General features: G+C 69.7%; 18 protein-coding genes. 8 read left to right on the top strand and 10 right to left on the bottom strand.

The features are described 5' to 3' along the window. Window positions 1–9: 9 nt before the first annotated feature. Window positions 10–1,500 (bottom strand): CoA-acylating methylmalonate-semialdehyde dehydrogenase, encoded by a 1,491-nt coding sequence (locus KBX37_RS04715; RefSeq protein WP_210774692.1) that lies wholly within the window; start codon window positions 1,498–1,500, stop codon window positions 10–12. After that, the gene (locus KBX37_RS04710; protein ID WP_210774691.1) at window positions 1,497–2,786 is read right to left on the bottom strand and encodes an aspartate aminotransferase family protein; all 1,290 of its coding nucleotides are present in this window, start codon (window positions 2,784–2,786) and stop codon (window positions 1,497–1,499) included. Before KBX37_RS04710 ends, KBX37_RS04715 begins: the two co-directional genes overlap by 4 nt. 125 nt (window positions 2,787–2,911) lie before the next feature. Between KBX37_RS04710 and KBX37_RS04705 the strand changes: the two genes are divergently transcribed. The 5 genes from KBX37_RS04705 (at window position 2,912) to KBX37_RS04685 (ending at window position 9,556) form a co-directional block, all read left to right on the top strand. After that, window positions 2,912–4,516 (top strand): PucR family transcriptional regulator, encoded by a 1,605-nt coding sequence (locus KBX37_RS04705; RefSeq protein WP_210774690.1) that lies wholly within the window; start codon window positions 2,912–2,914, stop codon window positions 4,514–4,516. A 239-nt stretch (window positions 4,517–4,755) separates the two neighbouring features. Further along, entirely contained in the window at window positions 4,756–6,312 is a 1,557-nt protein-coding gene (locus KBX37_RS04700; protein ID WP_210774689.1) for an NCS1 family nucleobase:cation symporter-1, read from the top strand. Then, window positions 6,309–7,151, top strand: a complete 843-nt coding sequence (locus KBX37_RS04695; RefSeq protein WP_210774688.1) for a nitrilase-related carbon-nitrogen hydrolase — start codon at window positions 6,309–6,311, stop codon at window positions 7,149–7,151. The genes KBX37_RS04700 and KBX37_RS04695 overlap by 4 nt, the downstream gene beginning before the upstream one ends. Further along, window positions 7,148–8,551: a dihydropyrimidinase gene (hydA, locus tag KBX37_RS04690; RefSeq protein ID WP_210774687.1), complete on the top strand. Its 1,404-nt coding sequence runs from the start codon at window positions 7,148–7,150 to the stop codon at window positions 8,549–8,551. Before KBX37_RS04695 ends, hydA begins: the two co-directional genes overlap by 4 nt. Before the next feature lie 12 nt (window positions 8,552–8,563). Continuing rightward, window positions 8,564–9,556 carry a TIGR03842 family LLM class F420-dependent oxidoreductase gene (locus KBX37_RS04685; protein ID WP_210774686.1) on the top strand — a complete coding sequence of 331 codons (993 nt, stop codon included), beginning with the start codon at window positions 8,564–8,566 and terminating at the stop codon, window positions 9,554–9,556. 62 nt (window positions 9,557–9,618) lie between these two features. Here KBX37_RS04685 and KBX37_RS04680 read toward each other — a convergent pair whose 3' ends face one another. The 3 genes from KBX37_RS04680 to KBX37_RS04670 all read right to left on the bottom strand — a co-directional run bounded on the left by KBX37_RS04680 (window position 9,619) and on the right by KBX37_RS04670 (window position 13,810). Further along, window positions 9,619–11,151 carry an amino acid permease gene (locus tag KBX37_RS04680; protein ID WP_307848946.1) on the bottom strand — a complete coding sequence of 511 codons (1,533 nt, stop codon included), beginning with the start codon at window positions 11,149–11,151 and terminating at the stop codon, window positions 9,619–9,621. Window positions 11,152–11,284: 133 nt separating this feature from the next. Further along, window positions 11,285–13,228, bottom strand: coding sequence for a beta-propeller domain-containing protein (locus KBX37_RS04675; RefSeq protein WP_247657033.1), 1,944 nt, complete (start codon window positions 13,226–13,228; stop codon window positions 11,285–11,287). A 135-nt stretch (window positions 13,229–13,363) separates the two neighbouring features. Further along, entirely contained in the window at window positions 13,364–13,810 is a 447-nt protein-coding gene (locus KBX37_RS04670) for a VOC family protein (protein ID WP_210774685.1), read from the bottom strand. Window positions 13,811–14,221: 411 nt separating this feature from the next. Between KBX37_RS04670 and KBX37_RS04665 the strand changes: the two genes are divergently transcribed. From KBX37_RS04665 to KBX37_RS04655, 3 genes are all read left to right on the top strand, one after another. Beyond that, window positions 14,222–14,989, top strand: coding sequence for a maleylpyruvate isomerase family mycothiol-dependent enzyme (locus KBX37_RS04665; RefSeq protein ID WP_210774684.1), 768 nt, complete (start codon window positions 14,222–14,224; stop codon window positions 14,987–14,989). Window positions 14,990–15,179: 190 nt separating this feature from the next. Then, window positions 15,180–16,049, top strand: coding sequence for an NAD(P)-dependent oxidoreductase (locus KBX37_RS04660; protein ID WP_210774683.1), 870 nt, complete (start codon window positions 15,180–15,182; stop codon window positions 16,047–16,049). A gap of 114 nt (window positions 16,050–16,163) precedes the next feature. Beyond that, complete coding sequence (locus KBX37_RS04655) at window positions 16,164–16,598, top strand: TIGR03668 family PPOX class F420-dependent oxidoreductase (protein WP_210774682.1); 435 nt, start codon at window positions 16,164–16,166, stop codon at window positions 16,596–16,598. A 15-nt stretch (window positions 16,599–16,613) separates the two neighbouring features. Here the strand turns inward: KBX37_RS04655 and KBX37_RS04650 are convergent, their stop codons facing one another. From KBX37_RS04650 to KBX37_RS04630, 5 genes are all read right to left on the bottom strand, one after another. Continuing rightward, on the bottom strand, window positions 16,614–17,525 hold the full coding sequence (locus KBX37_RS04650) for a TIGR03619 family F420-dependent LLM class oxidoreductase (protein ID WP_307848945.1): 912 nt from the start codon (window positions 17,523–17,525) through the stop codon (window positions 16,614–16,616). A gap of 40 nt (window positions 17,526–17,565) precedes the next feature. Then, the gene (locus KBX37_RS04645; RefSeq protein WP_210774681.1) at window positions 17,566–17,958 is read right to left on the bottom strand and encodes a DUF2267 domain-containing protein; all 393 of its coding nucleotides are present in this window, start codon (window positions 17,956–17,958) and stop codon (window positions 17,566–17,568) included. Between the two features lie 155 nt (window positions 17,959–18,113). Continuing rightward, window positions 18,114–18,536, bottom strand: a complete 423-nt coding sequence (locus KBX37_RS04640) for a DUF2267 domain-containing protein (protein ID WP_210774680.1) — start codon at window positions 18,534–18,536, stop codon at window positions 18,114–18,116. A gap of 249 nt (window positions 18,537–18,785) precedes the next feature. Beyond that, on the bottom strand, window positions 18,786–19,136 hold the full coding sequence (locus KBX37_RS04635) for a hypothetical protein (RefSeq protein ID WP_247657032.1): 351 nt from the start codon (window positions 19,134–19,136) through the stop codon (window positions 18,786–18,788). Between the two features lie 635 nt (window positions 19,137–19,771). Further along, window positions 19,772–20,629: a hypothetical protein gene (locus KBX37_RS04630; protein WP_210774678.1), complete on the bottom strand. Its 858-nt coding sequence runs from the start codon at window positions 20,627–20,629 to the stop codon at window positions 19,772–19,774. Window positions 20,630–20,917: the final 288 nt, after the last annotated feature.

Below are 20,917 nucleotides of genomic sequence, written 5' to 3'. Positions count from 1 at the left end.
TCGAGCTGCTCAGGTGTTCTGTGGGAAGCCGAGGTTCACGCCGCCGTGGGACGGGTCGAGCCACCTGCTGGTGACCACCTTGGCCCTGGTGAAGAAGTGCACGCCGTGCGGCCCGTACGCGTGCGAGTCACCGAACAGGGAGTCCTTCCAACCCCCGAACGAGTAGTACGCGACCGGAACCGGGATCGCCACGTTGACGCCGACCATGCCGACCTCGATCTCGTTCTGGTACCGCCGCGCGGCGCCGCCGTCGTTGGTGAAGATGGCGGTGCCGTTCCCGTACGGGTTGGCGTTCACCACGTCGACCGCCGCGTCGTAGCTGGGGACCCGGACCACCGAGAGCACCGGACCGAAGATCTCGTCCGTGTAGATGGACATGTCCACGTCGACGTGGTCGAAGAGGGTCGGCCCCAGCCAGAAGCCGGCGTCGTCACCGTCGATCGAATGACCGCGTCCGTCGACCACCAGCTTCGCGCCCGCGGACCGGCCGGCGTCCAGATATGACCGCACCCGGTCGCGGTGCGCCCCGGTGACCAACGGTCCCATCTCGCAGCCCGGGCGGCGACCGTCGCCGACATGCAGTCCGGCGATCCGCTCGCTGATCTTGCCGACCAGTTCGTCGCCCACCGGATCCACCGCCACGACGACGGAGATCGCCATGCAGCGCTCACCGGCCGAGCCGAAACCGGCCGAGACGGCGGCGTCCGCGGCGAGGTCGAGGTCGGCGTCGGGCAGCACGACCATGTGGTTCTTCGCGCCGCCGAGCGCCTGCACCCGCTTGCCGTTCCGCGTTCCGGTCTCGTAGACGTACCGGGCGATCGGCGTCGACCCGACGAACGAGACCGCCTTGACCTCCGGATGCTCGAGGATCCGGTCGACCGCCTCCTTGTCGCCGTGCACGACGTTGAACACGCCATCCGGCAGCCCGGCCTCGGCGAAGAGCTCCGCCAGGAAGTTCGCCGCGGAGGGGTCCTTCTCGCTCGGCTTCAGCACCACGGTGTTGCCGCAGGCGATGGCGTTGGGCACGAACCACAGCGGCACCATCGCCGGGAAGTTGAACGGGGAGATCACCCCGACCACGCCGAGCGGCTGCTGGATCGAGTACACGTCCACCTTGGTCGAGGCGTTCTCGCTGAACCCGCCCTTGAGCAGCTGCGGGATGCCGCAGGCGAACTCCACCGCCTCCAGCGCACGCTGTATCTCGCCCGCCGCGTCGGAGAGCACCTTGCCGTGCTCGGCGGTGATGATCTCGGCGAGGTCGGACTTCCGGGCGTTGAGCAGTTCGCGGAACGCGAACATCACGTTCGCGCGTTGGGTCAGGGAGGCGTGGCGCCACCGGGAGAAGGCTTCGCGGGCGGCGGTGACCGCCTCGTCGACGTCCGAGGCGCTGGCGAAGTCGACCTGCCCGCCGACCTGACCCGTCGCGGGGTCGTACACGTCACCCGTGCGCTGGGCGATGCCGGTCCATGCCTTGCCGCCGATCCAGTGGGTGATCCTCATGCCGACACCGCCTCGATCGCCTCGGCGAGGATGCCCAGCGCCTCGTCCGCCTCGTCCTCGGTGAGCGTCATCGGCGGCGCCAGCCGGATCACGTTGCCGTGCAGGCCGCCCTTGCCGACCAGCAGTCCGCGACCGCGCGCCTCCTCCAACAGGGCGGTCGCGGCCGCGGGGTGGGGTTCGCCGGCCGGGCCGACGAGTTCGAGGGCGAGCATCAGACCCTTGCCGCGTACGTCGCCGACCACCGGATGCGTCGCGGCGACCGAGCGAAGACCCTGGATCAGGCGGTTTCCCAGCTTTGCGGCGTTCGCCTGCAGGTCGTGGTCGAGGAGGTAGTCGAGGGTGGCGAGGGCCCCCGCGGTGGAGATCGGGTTGCCACCGAAGGTGGAGATCGAGTTGGCCCGCAGGCAGTCCATGAGTTCCGCGCGCGCGACGACACCGCCGATCGCCAGGCCATTGCCGAGTCCTTTGGCGAAGGTCATCGCGTCCGGCACGACGTCGTGCGCCTGGATGCCCCAGAAGTGCTCGCCGGTCCGGCCCCAGCCGGTCTGGACCTCGTCGGAGACGAGCAGGATGCCGTACTCGTCGAGCACCTTCTTGAACTCGCGGAACAGGCCGTCGGGCGGGGAGGCGAACCCGCCCACGCCCTGGATCGGCTCGACGATCATGCACGCCACGTCGCCGGCGGTCCCGGTCTCGATCACCTCGCGCAGGTCGGCGACGCACGCCTTGACGTAATCGGCGTCCGACAGGTCCTTGAAGGGGCTGCGGTACCGGTAGCCGCCGTGCACCCAGCTCACCCTGATCGGGCTGAGCTCGCTGGCCGACCAGCCGCGGATGCCGGTGATCGCGACGGTGGCGAACGCGCGCCCGTGGTACGAGTTGCGCAGCGCGAGCACCTGCCCGCTGCGGCGGTACTGCGTGGCGAGCATCAACGCGGTCTCGTTGGCCTCCGTACCCGAGTTCGTGAAGAACACCTTCGCGTCCGGGATCCCGGAGCGGTGCGCGATCTTCTCGGCGAGCGCGACCTGCGACTCGATCAGGTACAGCGTCGAGGAGTGCAGCACGCCGGTGTCGATCTGCGCGCGGACCGCGTCGCTGATCTCGGCCACGTCGTAGCCGACCGAGTTGGTGAGAATGCCGCCGAAGAAGTCGAGGTACGTGCGGCCCTCGCGATCGGTCACCCGGCGACCGTGCGCGCTGGCGATCTCGATCGGCTCCTCGTAGTAGAGGGCCAGCCACTTCGGCAGCACGGACCGGTGTCGATGCAGCAGCTCCCGATGCGCCATCGCGTCCTCCGTATCTCGTGACTGAGCCGAGTGTCGCGAGACTTCGGTGCTCGCCGCCACCGACAACCTGTACGGGTCGGCGTCGATGGCACTACGTTGTGTGCATCCCTCGCACGGGAGGCCGCATGTACCCCACGGTCGCCGAAGCCCTGGCGCTGCCCGTGATCCGGCGCGCCCGGCCCCACGTCGTCGCCGGGTCCGCCGGCTTGCCGGGGCCCGTGCGCTGGGTCCATGCGGCGGAGGTCGCCGACATCGCCCATCTGCTGCGCGGCGGCGAGCTCGTGCTGACCACCGGCATCGCGCTGCCGGACGAGGAGACGGCGCTGACGACGTACGTGGACGACCTGGCCGCGGTCGGCGCGGCGGGGCTCGTGGTGGAGCTGGTCCGGCGCTGGAGCGACCACGTGCCGGACGCGCTGGTGGCGGCTGCGGAACGACACCGGTTGCCGTTGATCACGCTGGGGCGGGAGACGCAGTTCGTGTCCGTCACGGAGGCGGTCGTGGCGTTGATCGTGGACGCGCAGCTCGCCGAGCTGCGGGCGGCTGAGCAGGTGCACGAGACGTTCACCGCGCTCACGGTCGCCGGGGCGGAGCCGGCCGAGGTGTTGCGCGAGGTCGCGAGGATCTCCGGGCTGCCGGTCGTCCTGGAGACGCTGGGGCACGACGTGCTGGCGTACGACGCGGCCGGGCAGGACCCGATCGAGCTGCTGACCGACTGGGGGCAGCGATCCCGGTCCGTGGCGGTGTCCCAACGGACCGCCTACGACGAGGAAGCCGGCTGGCTGATCACCGCCGTCGGCGCGCAGGGCGCCGACTGGGGACGACTGGTGCTGCTCTCGCCGGCCCCTCCCCCGCACCGCCACGTGGTGGTCGCGGAGCGGGCCGCGTCGGCACTGGCGGTGCACCGGCTCGTGGCGCGGGACCGGGAGAGCCTGGAGCGGCAGACGCACCGGATGTTGCTCGCGCAGTTGCTCGGCCAGGCCCTGCCTCCTCCTGACCTGGCGGCACGGGCGGCCGCGTTGGGCGTCGCGCTGGAGCGGCGGCAACTGGTCGGGGTGGCGATCCGGCCGGGGAGCATGACGCCGCGCGCCCCCGCACTGGCCACGCAGGAGGTGTTGCGGGACCTCGCGGAGGCCACCGCGTTGGCCGCGCGGCGGGTGAGCGTGCCGGCGTTGGTGGGCGTCGTGGACGAGACGAGCGTGCGCGCGTTGTTGTCGTTGCCCGCGCAGGCGGCGGTCGACGCGGTCCTGCGCCGCCTGGCCCGAGAGGTGCACCGCTCGGCCGCCGGTGCGGTGGTGGTGGCCGTCGGGACGACGGTGTCGCACGTGTCGGACGTGCGGCGCAGTCTGGGGGAGGCTGCGCACGTCGCCGGTGCCGCGCTGCGCTCCCCCGGCACCCAGCTCTACCACCGCCTGGATGACGTGCGACTGCGCGGCCTGCTGCACCTGCTGCGCGAGGACGAGCGGGTCCGGGCCTTCGCCCACCGGGAGCTGGGGCCCCTGTTGGCGCGCGATGACAGCCAGGGCAGCCGGCTGGTGGAGCTGCTGCGCTGCTTCTGTGAGCAGGGCGGGAACAAGTCGGCGGCGGCCGGCGTCGCGCACCTGTCCCGGACGGCCTACTACCAGCAGTTGTCGCGGATCGCACAGGTGCTCGGGGTGTCGCTGGAGGACCCGGAGTCGATGTTGTCGTTGTACGTGGCCCTGCTGGTGCACGAACTCGACGACGCGTGACGGGTCAAGGGTCCGGCAGGAGGCCCGAATCCATCCACCGCGGCGATTGACAGCTCCGTGCGGGCATGCCCGTGGACAGAGTGTGCCCCGATCATGGCAAGCGTGGACACTTTGCCGCTGCCCGTGGCGGGTCCGGGGCACCCACCATTCCGAGATAAAGATCGTGCTGATCCGCCCCCACCCGCAGCACGCGCCGGTTGGCCGGCCGTCGTTGCGGCAGCGTGACAGGGAGGTGACCGATGGCCGTTGAACCCCTGCCCCAGGCCGAAACCACCGCGGCCGAGCCGGGCACACAGATCACCCATCCGGATGGCCGAGTCGAGTTGCGTGACTTCTCGACGATCGCCGACAGCCGCTACTTCAACGAGGAACTCGCCCCGGTCCCCATCGAGAAGCGCACCTGGAACACGTACAACTTCGCGGCGCTGTGGATCGGCATGGCGCACAACATCCCCACCTATCTGCTCGCCGCCGGGCTCATCCAGCTCGGCATGAACTGGGTGCAGGCATTTCTCACGATCACGCTGGGCAACCTGCTCGTCCTGATCCCGATGCTGTTGAACAGCCACGCGGGCACGAAGTACGGGATCCCGTTCCCGGTCTTCGCCCGCGCGTTCTACGGGGTCCGCGGCGCGAACCTCCCGGCCCTGCTCCGCGCCTTCATCGCGTGCGGCTGGTTCGGCATCCAGACCTGGATCGGCGGCGAGGCGATCTACGCGATCGCCGGCAAGCTGCTCGGCTCCTGGTGGGTCGACGCGGCGACGGTGATGGACTACCCGTGGACGCTGTGGGCCTCGTTCTTCCTGTTCTGGGCGATCGAGATGGCGATCATCTGGCGGGGCATGGACACCCTGCGGCGCTTCGAGAACTGGGCCGCCCCGTTCGTCATCGTGGTCGCCGTCGCCCTGCTGATCTGGGTGCTGGTCGAGGCGGGCGGGCTCGGCCCGATCCTGTCCGAGCCGTCGAAGCTGGGCTGGGGCGCCGACTTCTGGAAGCTGTTCGCGCCGTCACTGATGGGGATGATCGCCTTCTGGGCGACGCTGTCGCTGAACATCCCCGACTTCACCCGGTTCGGCGGCAGTCAGCGGCAGCAGGCGTACGGCCAGATCCTCGGCCTGCCGACCACGATGTCGTTCTTCGCCATCCTGTCGATCCTGATCACCTCGGGCACGGCCGTGATCTACGGCGAGGCGATCTGGGACCCCATCCAGCTCGCGGCCAAGTTCGAGAACCCACTGGTCGTCGCGCTCGGCCTGTTCACCGTCGTGGTCGCCACGCTGTCGGTGAACGTCGCGGCGAACACGGTCAGCCCGGCGTACGACTTCTCCAACGCCGCGCCCCGACTGGTGAGCTTCCGGACCGGGGGCCTGATCACCGGCGTGCTCGGCATCCTGATCCAGCCGTGGCGCCTGGTGCAGGACCCCAACATCTACATCTTCGTCTGGCTCGGGTTCTACGGCGGCCTGCTCGGCGCGGTCGCCGGCGTACTCATCGCCGGTTACTGGGTCCGCTACCGCACCAGCCTCCAACTGCCGGCCCTCTACCGCCCCGAGGGCAGGTACTGGTTCTCCGGCGGGTGGAACTGGGCCGCCATCGTCGCCACCGTCGTCGGCGCGGTCCTCGCGGTGGGTGGCGCCTACTCCGCACCCGGCAAGGGGCCGTTCCCGTCCGACGGGCTCATCCCGTTGCTCAAGCCGCTCTACGACTACAGCTGGGTGGTCGGGCTGGTCGCCGGGTTCCTCGTCTACCTGGCGCTCTCGATGCCGCGCACCGCGCACGCGAAGGGGGAGATATGAGCACCATCATCCGAGCCGGGCTGGTGCAGCAGAAGTGGACCGGCGACAAGGAGTCGATGATCGCCAACGCGGTCGAGGCCATCCGCAGCGCCGCCTCGCAGGGCGCACAGGTGGTCTGCCTGCAGGAGTTGTTCTACGGCCCGTACTTCTGCCAGATCCAGGACGCGGACTACTACTCGTACACGGAGGCCATCCCGGACGGGCCGACGACCGCGCTGATGCGCGAGGTCGCCGAGCAGCACGGCGTGGTGCTGATCGTGCCGATGTACGAGCAGGAGCAGCCCGGTGTCTACTACAACACCGCCGCGGTGATCGACGCCGACGGCACCTACCTCGGCAAGCACCGGAAGAACCACATTCCGCAGGTGAAGGGGTTCTGGGAGAAGTTCTACTTCCGGCCGGGAAACCTCGGCTATCCGGTGTTCGACACCGCCGTGGGGCGCATCGGCGTCTACATCTGCTACGAGCGGCACTTCCCGGAGGGCTGGCGGGCACTCGGCCTGGCCGGCGCGAAGATCGTTTTCAACCCGTCGGCGACCAGCCGCGGCCTGTCGCAGTACCTGTGGCGGCTGGAGCAGCCGGCGGCGGCGGTGGCGAACGAGTACTACGTCGGCGCCATCAACCGGGTCGGGGTGGAGCCGCTGGGCGACAACGACTTCTACGGCCAGTCCTACTTCGTCGACCCGCGCGGCCAGTTGGTCGGCGACGCCGCCTCGGACACCGAGGAGGAGGTCGTCGTCCGCGACCTCGACATGGACAAGCTGGCCGAGGTCCGCGACCTGTGGGCCTTCTACCGCGACCGCCGTCCCGACACGTACGAATCGCTGGTGAAGCCGTGAGCATCGTCATCCGCAACGGAACAATCGTCAACGCCACCGGGGCGTACCCGGCGGACGTGCTGGTCGAGGGCGAGCGGATCGCGGCGCTCGCCGCGCCCGACTCGGGTCTGGCCGAGCAGTGGGCGGCTGGTGCCGAGCGCGTGATCGACGCCGCCGGGAAGTACGTGGTGCCGGGCGGCATCGACGGCCACACCCACATGGAGATGCCGTTCGGCGGCACGTTCTCGGCGGACAATTTCGAGACCGGGACGATCGCGGCGGCCTGGGGCGGCACGACGACCATCGTCGACTTCGCCGTACAGGGCAAGGGCACGTCCGTGCTGTCCGCGCTGGACAAGTGGCACAGCAAGGCCGACGGCAACTGCGCGATCGACTACGGGTTCCACATGATCGTCTCGGACGTCAACGACACGTCGCTGAAGGAGATGGAGGCCTGCATAGACGCGGGCGTCAACACGTTCAAGATGTTCATGGCCTATCCGGGGGTCTTCTACGCCACGGACGGAGAGATCCTGCGGGCGATGCAGAAGGCCCGGGACACCGGGTCGATGATCATGATGCACGCGGAGAACGGCATCGCGATCGACCAGCTCGTCCTTCAGGCGCTGGCCAACGGTCAGACGGACCCGGTGCAGCACGGCCTGACCCGGCCGCCCGAGCTGGAGGGCGAGGCCACCTCGCGGGCGATCGCGCTGGCCAAGGTCACCGGCGCGCCGCTGTACATCGTGCACCTGTCCGCCGCGCACGCCCTGGACGCGGTCACCCAGGCCCGCGACACCGGGCAGAACGTGTTCGCCGAGACCTGCCCGCAGTACCTGTTCCTGTCGCTGGAGGATCTGGGCAGGCCCGACTTCGAGGGCGCGAAGTACGTCGCCTCTCCCCCGCTGCGCCCCAGGGAGCACCAGGCGGAACTCTGGCGGGGCCTGCGCACCAACGACCTGTCGCTGGTCTCCACCGACCACTGCCCCTTCTGCTTCAAGGACCAGAAGGAGCTGGGCCGGGGAGACTTCTCCAAGATCCCGAACGGGATGCCCGGCGTCGAGCACCGGATGGACCTGCTCTATCAGGGCGTCGTCAAAGGCGAGATCACCCTGGCGCGCTGGGTGGAGATCAGCTCGACCACGCCGGCCCGGATGTTCGGCCTCTACCCGCGCAAGGGCGTCATCGCGCCGGGCGCCGACGCGGACATCACGCTGTACGACCCCACGGCCCGGCAGACCATCTCGGCCAGCACGCACCACATGAACGTGGACTATTCCGCGTACGAGGGGATGGAGCTGACCGGCAAGGTCTCGACCGTGCTGTCCCGTGGTCGGGTCGTGGTCGACGACAACGCCTTCCACGGCGCGGCCGGGCACGGCAGGTTCCTGAAGCGCGATCTCAGTCAATACCTGGTTTGAAAAGGAGAAGCCGTGGACTTCGGTGTCGTACTGCAGACCGACCCGCCGGCTCGCGACGTCGTGGCCGGCCTCACCGCCGCCGAGGACAACGGGTTCCGCTACGGGTGGACGTTCGACTCCTGCGTGCTGTGGCAGGAGCCGTTCGTCATCTACTCGCAGGTCCTCGCCGCCACCAAGCACCTGATCGTCGGGCCGATGGTGACCAACCCGAGCACCCGCGACTGGTCGGTCACCGCGTCGCTCTTCGCCACGCTCAACGACATGTTCGGCAATCGCACGGTGTGCGGGATCGGCCGCGGCGACTCGGCCCGGCGGGTCATCGGCCAGCCGCCGGCGAGCCTGGCCACGCTGAAGGCAGCGATGCGCGTGATCAAGGAGCTGGCCGAAGGCAACTTGGTCGAACACCACGGCACGCCGGTGCGCATCCCGTGGGTGCGGGACGGCCGGCTGGAGATCTGGATGGCCGCCTACGGCCCGAAGGCGCTGCGGCTGGTCGGCGAGCAGGCCGACGGCTTCATCCTGCAGACGGCCGATCCCGACATCGCCCGCTGGACGATCGGCTCGGTACGCGATGCGGCCACCGCAGCAGGTCGAGATCCTGACTCGATCACGATGTGCGTGGCCGCGCCGGCCTATGTGGGCACGAACCTGGCGCACCAACGGGATCAGCTGCGCTGGTTCGGCGGCATGGTCGGCAACCACGTGGCCGACCTGGTCGCCCGCTACGGTGACTCCGGGGTCGTGCCGAAGGCGCTCACCGACTACATCAGGGGCCGCGAGGGCTACGACTACGCACACCACGGCCGCGCCGGCAATCCGTCCACCGACTTCGTGCCCGATGAGATCGTCGACCGGTTCTGCCTCGTCGGCCCCGAGTCAGCCCATGTCGACCGGCTGCAGGAGCTCAAGGAGATCGGGGTGCACAACTTCGCCCTCTACCTCATGCACGACGACAAGGAGAAGACCCTCTCCTCGTACGGCAAGAACGTGATCACGCAGGTCTGACCCGCCGGCCGTGCCGCCGATTGCGTACGGGCCGGGAGTCCTCGGCCGGGACGATCAGCCGGTCAGCGCGGCGGGGGCGACGAGGAGCCGAAACCGGTGTCGAGGTCCGGCTGGCCAGGCATCGGTGGGCCTTCCTGCCCGTCGTGGGCGAGGCGACTGCGACGACGGCCGTAGAGGAAGTAGACGACGATCCCCAGCGCCATCCAGGCGAAGAACCGCAGCCAGGTCTCGACGGTGAGGAACAGCATCAGCACGGCGCAGGCCACCATCGCGAGAGTCGGAATCACCGGTCCCCAGGGGACGCGGAAGCCGCGAGGCAGGTCCGGCCGGGTACGGCGCAACAGGATGACCGCCGCCGCGACGAGGACGAACGCGAACAGGGTGCCGATGTTGACCAGTTCCGCGAGTTCCTCCAGCGGGATGAACCCGGCGAGCACGGCCACCACCACGCCCACGATGAGGGTGATGCGGTGCGGGGTGCGGAAGCGCGGATGCACCCGCGCCAACCAGCGCGGCAGCAACCCGTCACGACTCATGGCGAACGCGACCCGGCTCTGCCCCAGCATCAGGATCATGACCACGGTGGTCAGCCCGGCGAGAGCGCCGACGGTGATCAGGTTGGCGATGAACGGCTGCCCGACGGCCTGGAACGCCGCAGCCAGCGGTGCCGCCGTGTCCAGCTCGGCGTAGTTCTGCATGCCCACCACCACCAGTGAGACGGCGACGTAGAGCGTGGTGCAGACAGCCAGCGAACCGAGGATCCCGCGCGGCACGTCGCGATGCGGCACCCGGGTCTCCTCGGCCGCGGTGGCCACGATGTCGAAGCCGATGAACGCGAAGAACACCAGCGCACCCGCGGCGAAGATGCCGCTGATCCCGAAGTTGGCGGGGGCCTGCCCGAAGACGGCCTCCAGCAGGGTCGCCTCGGCGCCGGCCCCGCCCGCCGCCGGCTCGGCCGGCGGGACGAACGGCGTGTAGTTGTCGCGCTTGACGAAGAACAGTCCGGCGACGATCACGAAGAGGACCACCGCCACCTTGATGGTGACCACCACGGCGTTCAGCCGCGACGAGATCTTGATGCCGGCGACCAGGACCGCGGTGAGGATCAACACGATCAACGCGGCGGGCAGGTTGAACGCGCCGCCCTCGCCCCCGGTAATGGCGGACGGCAGCGTCACCCCGAGCGTCTCCAGGAGCACCGCGAAGTACTGCGACCAGCCCACGGCCACCACCGCGGCGGCGAGGACGAACTCCAGGATGAGGTCCCAGCCGATGATCCACGCGATCAGCTCGCCGAGCGCCGCGTACGAATAGGTGTAGGCGCTGCCGGCGACCGGCACGGTGGACGCGAACTCCGCGTAGCACAGCGCCGCCAGCGCGCAGGCGACACCGGCCACGACGAAGGACAGCGCGACCGCCGGCCCGGCTGTCTGGTTCGCGGCCACCCCGGTCAGCACGAAGATACCCGTACCGATGATGACCCCGATGCCGAACACGGTGAGATCCAGGCCGGACAGGTCCTTGCGCAGCCGGTGCTCCGGCTGCTCCGTGTCGCGCATCGACTGCTCGACGGACTTCCTGCGCAAGAGGCTCACCACCAGTCACCTCACCGTCTCCCCGACCTGATGTTGCCCACGAATGACCCGAATCAGGACGAACAAACCTGGCGCGTCGTGCGGGCCGTGCCTTCTTGCGCAGGCCGGGCGGGAAACGGACCCGCCATGCCGGTCACGCCGTACGCAGCCAGCCGAGGGTCTTCATGGTGGCGAGGCTGGTCGCCTTGAGGCCGGCGTCGGAAACGGTCCAGAGGACTCCGTCGACGACCAGTGACCGGCGGATCGGCGTCAGATCGTCGGGACGGCGCGTGCCCAGCGTGTGGTCGACCGTGCCGGCCTCGGTGAACCCGCCGTCGCCAACTCGCAGAGCCAGCGCCACGTTGGTCGGCAGGCCCGTGCCGTGGACGGTCAGTGGGACCACGACCAGGCGTTCGGCCGGCCAGTAGAGGAACGCGTGCGGGTCGAACTCCGCCTCGGAGTGCCCCTGCTTGACGTGATACTGGGCGATCCGGGTCGGCTCGGCCGGATCGGCGACGTCGAAGAGCGAGAGCTGGGTGCCCTGGACCCGGCCCTGGTCGGACGCCTCCTGCCCGACCCCGAGCAGCCGTCCGTCGCCGGCCGGGTGCAGGTACGCCGAATACCCGTTGATCTTCAGCTCGCCGCTCACCTTCGGCGCCCCCGGATCACGCAGATCGACGGTGTAGAGCGGGTCGGTCTGCCGGAAGGTGACGACGTACCCGGTGCCGCCGACGAACCGTACCGCGTAGATCCGTTCCCCCTTGCCTAGTCCGGTGACCTTGCCGACCTGGGTCAGCGCCGTGCCGTCGGCGCGCAGGACGTATACGCCGGACGTCGAGTTCGGCTTGTCGCCCCAGGTGCGGCCACTGGTGGTGGCCACTCTCAGCTGCCCGTCCCACTCCGACATGGCGTACTGGTTGATGAGCCAGCCCGGTACGGACGCGGCGGCGACGTACCGCGGGGCACCCGCGCCTGAGATGTCGAACTGGTAGATCTCGGTGGTCTCGTCTTTGGGATCGGGGGCGATGTTCCGCGCGGTCAGCATCGGCAGCACCCGCCAGCGCTGGTCGTTGGCGACGTACAGCCGGGGTCCGTTGCTGTAGACGGTGTCGCCGTCGGCGATCACGGTGACCGGGTCGCCGGCGCCGAGCGTGGCCGCACCGAGGTCGAAGCTGAGCACGGTCACCAGCGACGTGCCGGAGTAGGCGGCCGGCCGGCTCACCCGTTCGCAGCCGACCCGTCCCACGCTGGTTCGCCCGCCGGAGGTGACCTCGTACCGGGGCAGCCAGTCGTCGGCGGTGGCGTTGTCGATGATCTCGCGGTTGGCGGCGGTGCGCTGCTCGTCGGTGGCCCGTTCCCGGTACGGGAAGTTCAGCCGGGGCGCGGAGCGGACCACGACCCGGACCGTCGTGCCCACCTGGCGGGCGTCCACCAGATTGCCGTCGATCCGGTACTCGCCGATGATCTTCGGCGCGCCGGACAGGTCGACCATGATCAGCTGGGGCCCGACGATCCCGTCGGGCATCGGGGAGTCGGCCGGCGCGCCTCCCCCGGGGACGGCCGGTTTCGCCATCCCGGCCCACCCGTCGCGGCGCAGCACCAGCGCCCGGTCGCCCTGCAGCAGCAGGCCGTCTTCGCCCCCGCCGTACCCATCGGCACCCGGTGCCAGGTCCAGCTCGCCGGTCAGCCGGCGGGTGGCCGGGTCGACCACGTACAGCTTGCCGCGGCTCACGGTGACAATCCGCTTGCCGTCGGTCTTGACCAGGTCCGGTTCATCGGCGCCGGCCTCGTGCGTATTGGTGCCCGAGTAGCCGGGGGAGGCAGCCTTGGCCGCCGCGTCCGCCCGTCCCGCCGCAGCGGGCGCCTCAGCCTGTTCGGCGCGGCCGAAGGTACGGATGTCCCCGTTCGACCCGAACCCCCAGGGCCCGACGTACGCCCTGGCAGCCGTCTTCAGCTGCCGCAGCGCCTCCGGGCAGGAGTCGAACGCGACGAGCTGGAACCCGCCGGCCGGCACTCCCCGGTCCCGTGGCGGCACGGGGGCCGGCTCCGCCGTACAGCCGGTGACCAGCGCCAGGCCGGCGACCAGGGCCAGTCCCATGACGCGAGCCGGAGTCATGACTCGGGGGACGCCGGTGGCGGCCGTTGGCTGGGGTACGTGGGTGCTGCTACCCGTCATGCCCCCTACGACGTGGCTGCCCCGGGCTGGGTTCCCCGCATGCGGGGTGTCGGTCGCTCAGGCGGTGGCGCGACCCATCTCGGCGAGGATTCCGGTGCCCTGACCGAGCTCGATCAGATAGCCGTCCGGGTCGCGCAGGTAGCACCGGATCTCGACGCCATGATCCTTGGGCTCGGTCAGGAACTCCCCACCCCGTGACCGCCACTGCTCGTAGACCGCCCGGACGTCGGTGACCCGGACGTTCATCGCGCTGCTGAGCGTCCGCGAATCCGCCGGCGCCTTCGCCTGCACATCCGGCTTGTCGTCGGTCGGACCACCCTCGCTGTTGATCACGATGTAGCTGTTGTGGAACCGCAGGATCGCCGGCTGGCGTTCCCGCACCACCGTCGCTCCCAGCACCCGCTGGTAGAACTCCCGGGAACGGTCCACATCCCGCACGATCAAAAGGTGCGTCAGCACCAGCCCAGTCTCGGGCTGGAAGTAGTCCGGCGCCTCGATCGTCATTCACGCCTCCCCGGGTCCCGATCGGCAGGGCGCGTACCCGCTTGCGGCACCGGCATACCTGCCGAGATGCTGAGGGCGCCGCGAGGCCGGGCCGGCGGCACAGGCGGCGGGCGCGGGCCGTCGCGGTCAGCAGACAGCGCCGGCGGCGCGGGGCTCCACGGCTGCCGGAGCGTGCGGTCGTACGGGCGCCGCCATTCCGCCGCACGGTGACCAGGCCGAGACTGCGACAGCAGTGACCGCGGCCGCCGCTCATGGGCCGCCAGCCAGCCATCGGCGCCCAGCACTGGTTCGTGGGAAGCAGGTCGACGAGGCCGCTACGCGACCCGGGGCTCGGCCGCGTGCAGCGACAGCCCTGCCGGCCGCACCTGCGCGACCGTGGAACTCGGGGTACATCGGCTCTAACATGCCGCCATGCCGACACACCTGAGCTTGGAAGATCACCTCGAGGCTCTTGTCCGCAACGGCGCCGCACTGCGCGAGGCGGCTGCCGCGGCCGGGTTTGACGCAACGGTACCCACGTGTCCCGGCTGGGACGTCACCGAACTCGTGACCCATCAGAGCATGGTGCACAGATGGGCGGCGGCGAACCTGCGCGGCGAGACCGACCACGACACCTCAGCGGCACAGGCCGAGGGCAGAAGCGCCGCCGATGTGCTCCGCTGGTACTCGGACGGCCTCTCCGCGCTGGTCGATACCTTGCACGCGACAGCGGAGGACGCCCATGCACCGGTGTTCCTCAAGGACGCCCCACCGCCGCGCCGATTCTGGGCGCGGCGCCAGGCCCACGAGACGACCATTCACAGCGTAGACGCGATCTCGGCCGTCCGTGGACGGTGGCCGACAGCGTCGGACGTCGACCTCGATCCGGTGCTGGCTGCCGACGGGATCGATGAGCTTCTGACAGGCTTCATCACTCGAGGGAAGGGCCGGCTCCACTCGGTCGAGCCGTACACCGTGATGGTGAGGACCGACGACACCGGTCATGCCTGGACGGTACGGATCAGCGAAGGCCCAATCGTGACGACCCCAATCGAGGCCAAGCGGGCGGACGTGGTGTTTTCCGGCACCGCAGTGCAGGTCTACCTGAGCCTCTGGAACCGGGCGGACGAGATCACAACGGAGGGCCGATCCGACGTCGTCGACCAGTGGCGATCACAGATCCAGATTCGCTGGAACTGACGTGACGAACGATCCCACAGCCAGCTGTCGACGAAGCGCGTCTGCCCTGTCGCCACCGGGTACGACAAGACCGGCACACGGCTGATGACGCCAGAGCCGGGCAGCTACCCGGCCAGCGGACCGGGGACGCGGTTGGTGACAACTCGGTTGAACCGCGCCAACCGTTAGGGGAAGTTGGCAGGATGGGGCCATGGCCACGGTCGCTGTGATCGGTCTGGGTGGGATGGGCAGCCGGATTGCGGGGCGGCTGCTCGATGCCGGCCATGACCTCGTTGTCTGGAACCGCACACCACACCGGGCCAGCGACCTTGTGGCGCGTGGCGCGGTCGCTGCCGACAGCCCGGCAGATGCTGCCCGCCAGGCCGACCTGGTCATCACCATGTTGTCCGACCCGGCGGCGCTCCAATCGGTGGCCGAGGGCCCGCGGGGCATCCTCGCCGGCGCCACCGCGTCGACGACGCTCGCTGAGATGTCCACGGTCGGGCCAGCTGCCGTACGACGGTTCGCAGGGATGCTGCCGGATGGCGTTGACCTCCTCGATGCGCCGGTGCTGGGCAGCGTCTCGGAGGCCGAGTCGGGGTCGCTACGGATATTCGTCGGAGGGCCCGAGCCGCTTGTCCAACGGTGGATGCCGGTGTTGGGCGCGCTTGGCTCGCCGATGCATGTCGGGCCCCTCGGTGCCGGCGCGGCCGCCAAGCTGGTCGCCAATTCGGCCCTCTTCGGGGTGCTCGCTGTTCTCGGTGAGGCACTCGCTCTCGCGGACGGGCTTGGCCTGCCGCGTGACATCGCGTTCGAGGTCCTGTCCGCGACTCCCGTCGGCTCGCAAGCGGATCGGCGCCGACCAGCGATCGAGTCGGGTCAGCTCCCGCTCCGGTTCGCGCTGTCACTCGCCCGTAAGGACACCGAGCTGGTCGTGTCGGCCGCCGAGTCGGCAGGTGTCGATCTGCCGGTCGCGGCGGCCGCCCGGCAGTGGGTCGTGGCGGCCCAGGAAGCCGGCCTCGGCGACCGGGACTACTCGGCCGTACTCGCGCACATCACCGACACTGCCCGATCAGCCTGAGAACCCGCCCCCGCCAGGCCGGTCCGGTGGCGGTTGAAGATCCGGCGGCGCCTGCGCCTGTACACCCGGCTTGTCGTCGTCCCACGACCGGTGTCGGCTGTTAGCGTCGGGCCCGTGCCCGCCGACGAACTCCGGCATCGGGTCGGGTCGGCCCGGGTGGCCCGGCTGACCACCGTCCGCGCGGATGGGCGTCCCCACCTGATACCCGTGTGCTTCGTGCTGCTCGACGACGTCGTCTACCACGCGGTGGACGAGAAGCCCAAGCGCCACCGGCGGCTGCGCCGGCTGGAGAACATTCAGGCGACGGGGCATGCCTGCCTGCTGGTCGACGAGTACGACGAGGACTGGTCCCGGCTGTGGTGGGTCCGGCTGGACGGGCACGGCCGGCTGGTGGAGGACCGCGCGGAGGAGGCCGCGGCCCGCGCGGCGCTGGCCGACAAGTACCCGCAGTACGTCCAGCGGCCACCAGCCGGGCCGGTGATCGCGGTAGCGGTGACCGGCTGGTCGGCGTGGTCCGCGACGGACGCGGCAGCCGACCCGGCCGGGTGAGCGCCGGTCGGGGTGTCAGCCGGCCGGTGCGAGGGCGTCGAGCACCTCGTCGGCCCGGCGCAGCGACGCCTGCGCGTCGGCGCGGGGCGAGCCGATCTCCGGATCGAAGTTGAGGTCGACGAACAGTTCGGTGATGCCGGCTTCGGCGAGTCTGCCGAGATCCGAGCGGATCTGCTCGAGCGTGCCGGTGAGCGGCTCGCGCTCGGACGGGCCCGTCGGGCGTACCCGGACCGCGCCGCGGCAGACGAATCGCAGTGCGTGGGGATCGCGGCCGGCCTCCGCAGCGGCGCCCTGGACGGTCGCGACCGCCGCGCCGATGCCCGTCAAATCCGCCTGGCTGCCACTGACCCAGCCGTCGGCGAGTCGGCCGGCCCGGCGCAGCGCGGCGGGCGCCTGGCCGCCGAGCAGAATCGGCGGGTGTGGCCGCTGCACCGGCTTCGGCTCCAGACGCGTCGGCGGGACCTGGTAGAACTCGCCGCGATGCGCGGCGACGTCGTCCTGCCAGAGGGTACGGAGAACGGCGAGGAACTCCTCGGCCCGGTGGCCCCGCCGATGCTTGCTCACCCCCGTCGCCTGGTACTCCTCGTCCGCCCAGCCGAGGCCGAGTCCCACGTCGAGCCGTCCGCCGGCGAGGATGTCGAGAGTCGCGGTCTGCTTGGCCAGCAGCACCGGAGAGATGAACGGCATGTTGAGCACCGCCACGCCGAGCCGGACCCGCGTGGTGTGGGCCGCCAGGAACGCCAGCGTGGTCAGCGGGTCCTGGACGCTGTGGTAGGTCTCGCTCCAGCCGAGGTCGGCGGGGACCAGGAGCCGCTGGAACGTCCAGAGCGAGTGGTATCCGAGCTGCTCGGCGCGGCGGGCGACGTGGACCATGTTCTCCGGTGTGGCCCACGAGCCGGAGACGGGCGGGGCGAATCCAACCTCCACCCGCGCACCGTACCCGGATCGGGCCAGGACGTGGCTCGGTTCAGCCCCCGATGCCGCGGTCCAACGGATGAAGCAGCCGCCGGATGTCCTTCGGCAGCTCGGATTCCAGGCCCTTGAGGTCTTCGGCGTTCACCGCCTCGCGCAGGGTCGTCAACACGGCGCGGGCAACCTCAGCGGACCGGTCGCCATCCGTTCCCGCGCGGACCCCCACCTCGTTGAGGAACTCCACGAGGTCGAGCTGTTCGGCGAAGTCCACGTTCTTGTGCAGGTACCCGCGCAACTCCTCGGGGAGCCGGGTGGCCAGGTGCCGCGCCTCGCCGCCACTGACCCGTTCCGCCAGTGTCGTCAGGGTGGCTCCGACGACGTTCGTCGCCTCCGCCGCCGGCATTCCGGCCCGCTTCCCCACCGCTTCGAGAAACTCGGCGTAGTTCACGCGTACTCCTTCCGGACCAGTCGGGGTGCGTCGCGGCGTCCGTGACCGGCGTCGAGAGTGGTCCTGTCTCGTGCGTCCACCTGCGGGCGCCGTTCCGCGCCGGCGCGCGCCCCGACCGGCTGCGGGCGCACCTGCTCCTGCCTCAACCGCGCGTGCTACGAGCCGCGGCGCTGCCGGCCACCGGCACCCACCGGTTCGATCACCTGCCGGAACTCGTTCGGAAGCTGAGCCACCGCGTTGTCGAACTCGTCACGGGAAACAGCCTCACGGAGCGTGGTGAGCACCGCGCTGACCCCGGCACCGGCGAGCGCACGGTCGACGGCCGGGCGGTCCGCCACCCGCCGCACGAACTCTTCGAGCCCGAACGACTTGGCATGTTCCCCTCTCCCGCTGAGCGGTGGGGGTTTGCGCAGGTGATCGTCAAGGCCTTCCGGAAGCTGATAGGCAAGGTCCTCGGCCTGGCCGGCGCTGATCCGATCTGCCAATGTCTCCAACGTCGCGCTGGTGAGTGTCGCCGCCTGATCGGTCGACACCTTTGCCCGCGTGGCCACTGCGTTGATGAAATCCTGGTATTCCACCTGGTTCTCCTCTCCGGCCCGATCGCCGTCGAACCGCCCGTTACGAGCCCCTGACCTCAATGCGCCGCGATCGCACACTTCACCTCTCGGGGTGGCGAGCGACCTGGTACCTCGACAGCCTCCTGGGACGGGGGGTGACCCTGCCTCATCCCCATCGGGCGAATCACCAGGGCGCGCTACGGGATGCCGGCCTCGACTGCCACTGAGCAGCGCCGATCTGGTCCCCTGGCATCGGGCCTGCCGGCGGGTTCAGCGGGGTCGACTCAGCCGCTGCCAGGCGCGGCGCAGGTCCGCCTGCACCGGTTTGTGAGCCGCTTCCTCGACAACTCCAGCCGGCGGGTCCTCGCCCGGCTCGTGCATCTCGGCACCGGGTACCGACAGCACGACCCCCCGCTCGTACAGGTCGGCGATCTGCTCCCGGTGGGCGAAGCGGTGGGACTGATCCGGCCCCGGCGCTGCCACGATGATGCCGTGGAAGATGTCCTTCGGTTCGTCGGTCAGCACGTGCTCGACCACGCCGACGGGTGCCGAGTCGACGTCGTAGACCCGGGTGCCGACGGGGAGCGCGAGATACGAGACCTTCGCGCCGAGATCCTCCACGACGTTCACCGTACCCGCCGCCTGATCACCATGGGCCCGATCACGATGGCTGGTCTGGCCATGACCAGGGCTGCCGGCGGCGCGGACCGTCAGGCTCAGGCGGAGGCTGCTCGACCCACCTCAGCGAAGATCCCGGTGGCCTGACCAAGCTCGATCAGGTGGCCGTTCAGGTCCCGGAGGTAGCGCCGGGTCTCGACGGCATGGTCCTTCGGCTCGGTGAGGAACTGCCCACGCCGTGAGCGGGTCGTGTCAGAACGACTTGATCTTCTCTGAGAGTCGAGCGTTCATAGTCGCGTCCCACCCCACAGGGCCCGTGACGCGTTCCTCCTCCTGGCCATCGTCGCCGTGGAGAGCGCACTCGGTGATGGACGACCGGAAGGGAGGTTGGGATGCCATCTGATCATCAGCGAGCGACTGCATGGAGGCCGTTGATACGACCTATGACCGACCGCGAGCGGGAACGCCTGGCACCCGTGGCGCCGGCGATCGGATGCCAAGGACTCCCGTGCTTTTGCCGTTACCGGCATGCAGCAGCCGTAGTCGACTCCGGTGGCGTAGGCGGGGTGCTGGACGCCCTTCAGTGCACCGAGGGTCAGCCATGCGAGTTCTCGGATTGGCGGGGTGCTGCGCGTCAGTCATGGCCACGACGTCGGGGGTGGGCCAAATGCGCGACGACCGGCTCTCACAGCCAGAGTGGCGAGGGCAGCGTTGGCACCACCACCAATCACAGCGCCGATACCGAACGGTGCCACTCGACCGAGAACGATGATTCCCTGCTTGGTCCCGTACTTCGTGACGAAGTGTTTCCCCAAGATCCCGTTGATCTGACGCAACGTCTCGGCAGGCACCTTGGCGACAACCTGACGTCCCCAGTGTTGCCCCGTACGCTCGGCGACCTTGGTAATGGTGGCGGAGCCGGACCCGCCGAGCATGATTCCCATCACGATCGTTCGGCGGCGCTCGATCTCGTCGATGCGGACTCCGTGGACTTCGGCGATCGAGAGCGCGAAGAGGGCGCTCAGCTCAAGAGATGAGAGAGCCTCGCCGGCCGACAGTGCCAGTGCGATGCCCGTGCCGACGCCGGGCGCCGCTGCAGCTCCTCCAACTGCAGCACCCGTCCCGGTCAAGGCGCTGACGTACATCCGCTCCAGATTGCGGATTACCTGTGCTGGTGTCGCCTCTGGGTTCCGCTGGCGGGCCCGGGCGATGTTCTTGCGCACCAGTGGGGTCTGGATGGCGATTGCCTTATCCAGGAGGTCGAGGACTCGCTGCCCACGTACGGCTGCTTCCGGAACCGGTCCGTCGTGGGCACCTGTTGCCATGCGTTGAACTCCTTCGTTCGTCACGCCCAAGCTGAGTCTCCCATTCGACCAGGCGAGCGGATCTTGCGCCAGATCGTCTGAACGGTGGACGCCGTACTGGCCGGCGAGTTCGTTGATTGAGACGTCTGCGGCGTGGGCGGTTCGAACAGCGCCCACCTGGATCGCAGTCAACCAGGCCGCGCTGTGGCACGCGGCCACCGCCAGGTGTGAAGTATCGTCCACAACGTACAGACGAGCACGCGGTAGCTGCGCCACTTCTACCCACTACCACCAGCGGAATCTCGAACGGCGGCTGCCGTACTAGCACTGCAGCAGCAGGTGGGCCTCGTACCTGCTCAGCGTGAAGTCGCTGGTGAAGACCAGCGAGGGCGCACCGTCGCCGCGCGCGCAGATCAGCGACCGGCACTGAGCGGGACCAGGACCATGCAGCCGGGCGACCACTCAGAGGTCAGCCTTGCC

The organism is Micromonospora sp. U56, from assembly GCF_018070095.1.
Taxonomy (GTDB): domain Bacteria; phylum Actinomycetota; class Actinomycetes; order Mycobacteriales; family Micromonosporaceae; genus Micromonospora; species Micromonospora purpureochromogenes.
Note: the sequence above shows the minus strand (reverse complement) of the source record. Positions and strands in the feature narration are given on the sequence as shown.

Excerpts from the sequence above, each read along its gene's own strand:
- KBX37_RS04660 (WP_210774683.1), top strand. The coding sequence starts at position 15,180 with ATGGCCACGGTCGCTGTGATCGGTCTGGGTGGGATGGGCAGCCGGATT.
- KBX37_RS04695 (WP_210774688.1), top strand. The coding sequence starts at position 6,309 with ATGAGCACCATCATCCGAGCCGGGCTGGTGCAGCAGAAGTGGACCGGC.
- KBX37_RS04700 (WP_210774689.1), top strand. The coding sequence starts at position 4,756 with ATGGCCGTTGAACCCCTGCCCCAGGCCGAAACCACCGCGGCCGAGCCG.
- KBX37_RS04715 (WP_210774692.1), bottom strand. The coding sequence starts at position 1,500 with ATGAGGATCACCCACTGGATCGGCGGCAAGGCATGGACCGGCATCGCC.
- KBX37_RS04665 (WP_210774684.1), top strand. The coding sequence starts at position 14,222 with ATGCCGACACACCTGAGCTTGGAAGATCACCTCGAGGCTCTTGTCCGC.
- KBX37_RS04675 (WP_247657033.1), bottom strand. The coding sequence starts at position 13,228 with ATGGGACTGGCCCTGGTCGCCGGCCTGGCGCTGGTCACCGGCTGTACG.
- KBX37_RS04710 (WP_210774691.1), bottom strand. The coding sequence starts at position 2,786 with ATGGCGCATCGGGAGCTGCTGCATCGACACCGGTCCGTGCTGCCGAAG.
- KBX37_RS04705 (WP_210774690.1), top strand. The coding sequence starts at position 2,912 with ATGTACCCCACGGTCGCCGAAGCCCTGGCGCTGCCCGTGATCCGGCGC.
- KBX37_RS04670 (WP_210774685.1), bottom strand. The coding sequence starts at position 13,810 with ATGACGATCGAGGCGCCGGACTACTTCCAGCCCGAGACTGGGCTGGTG.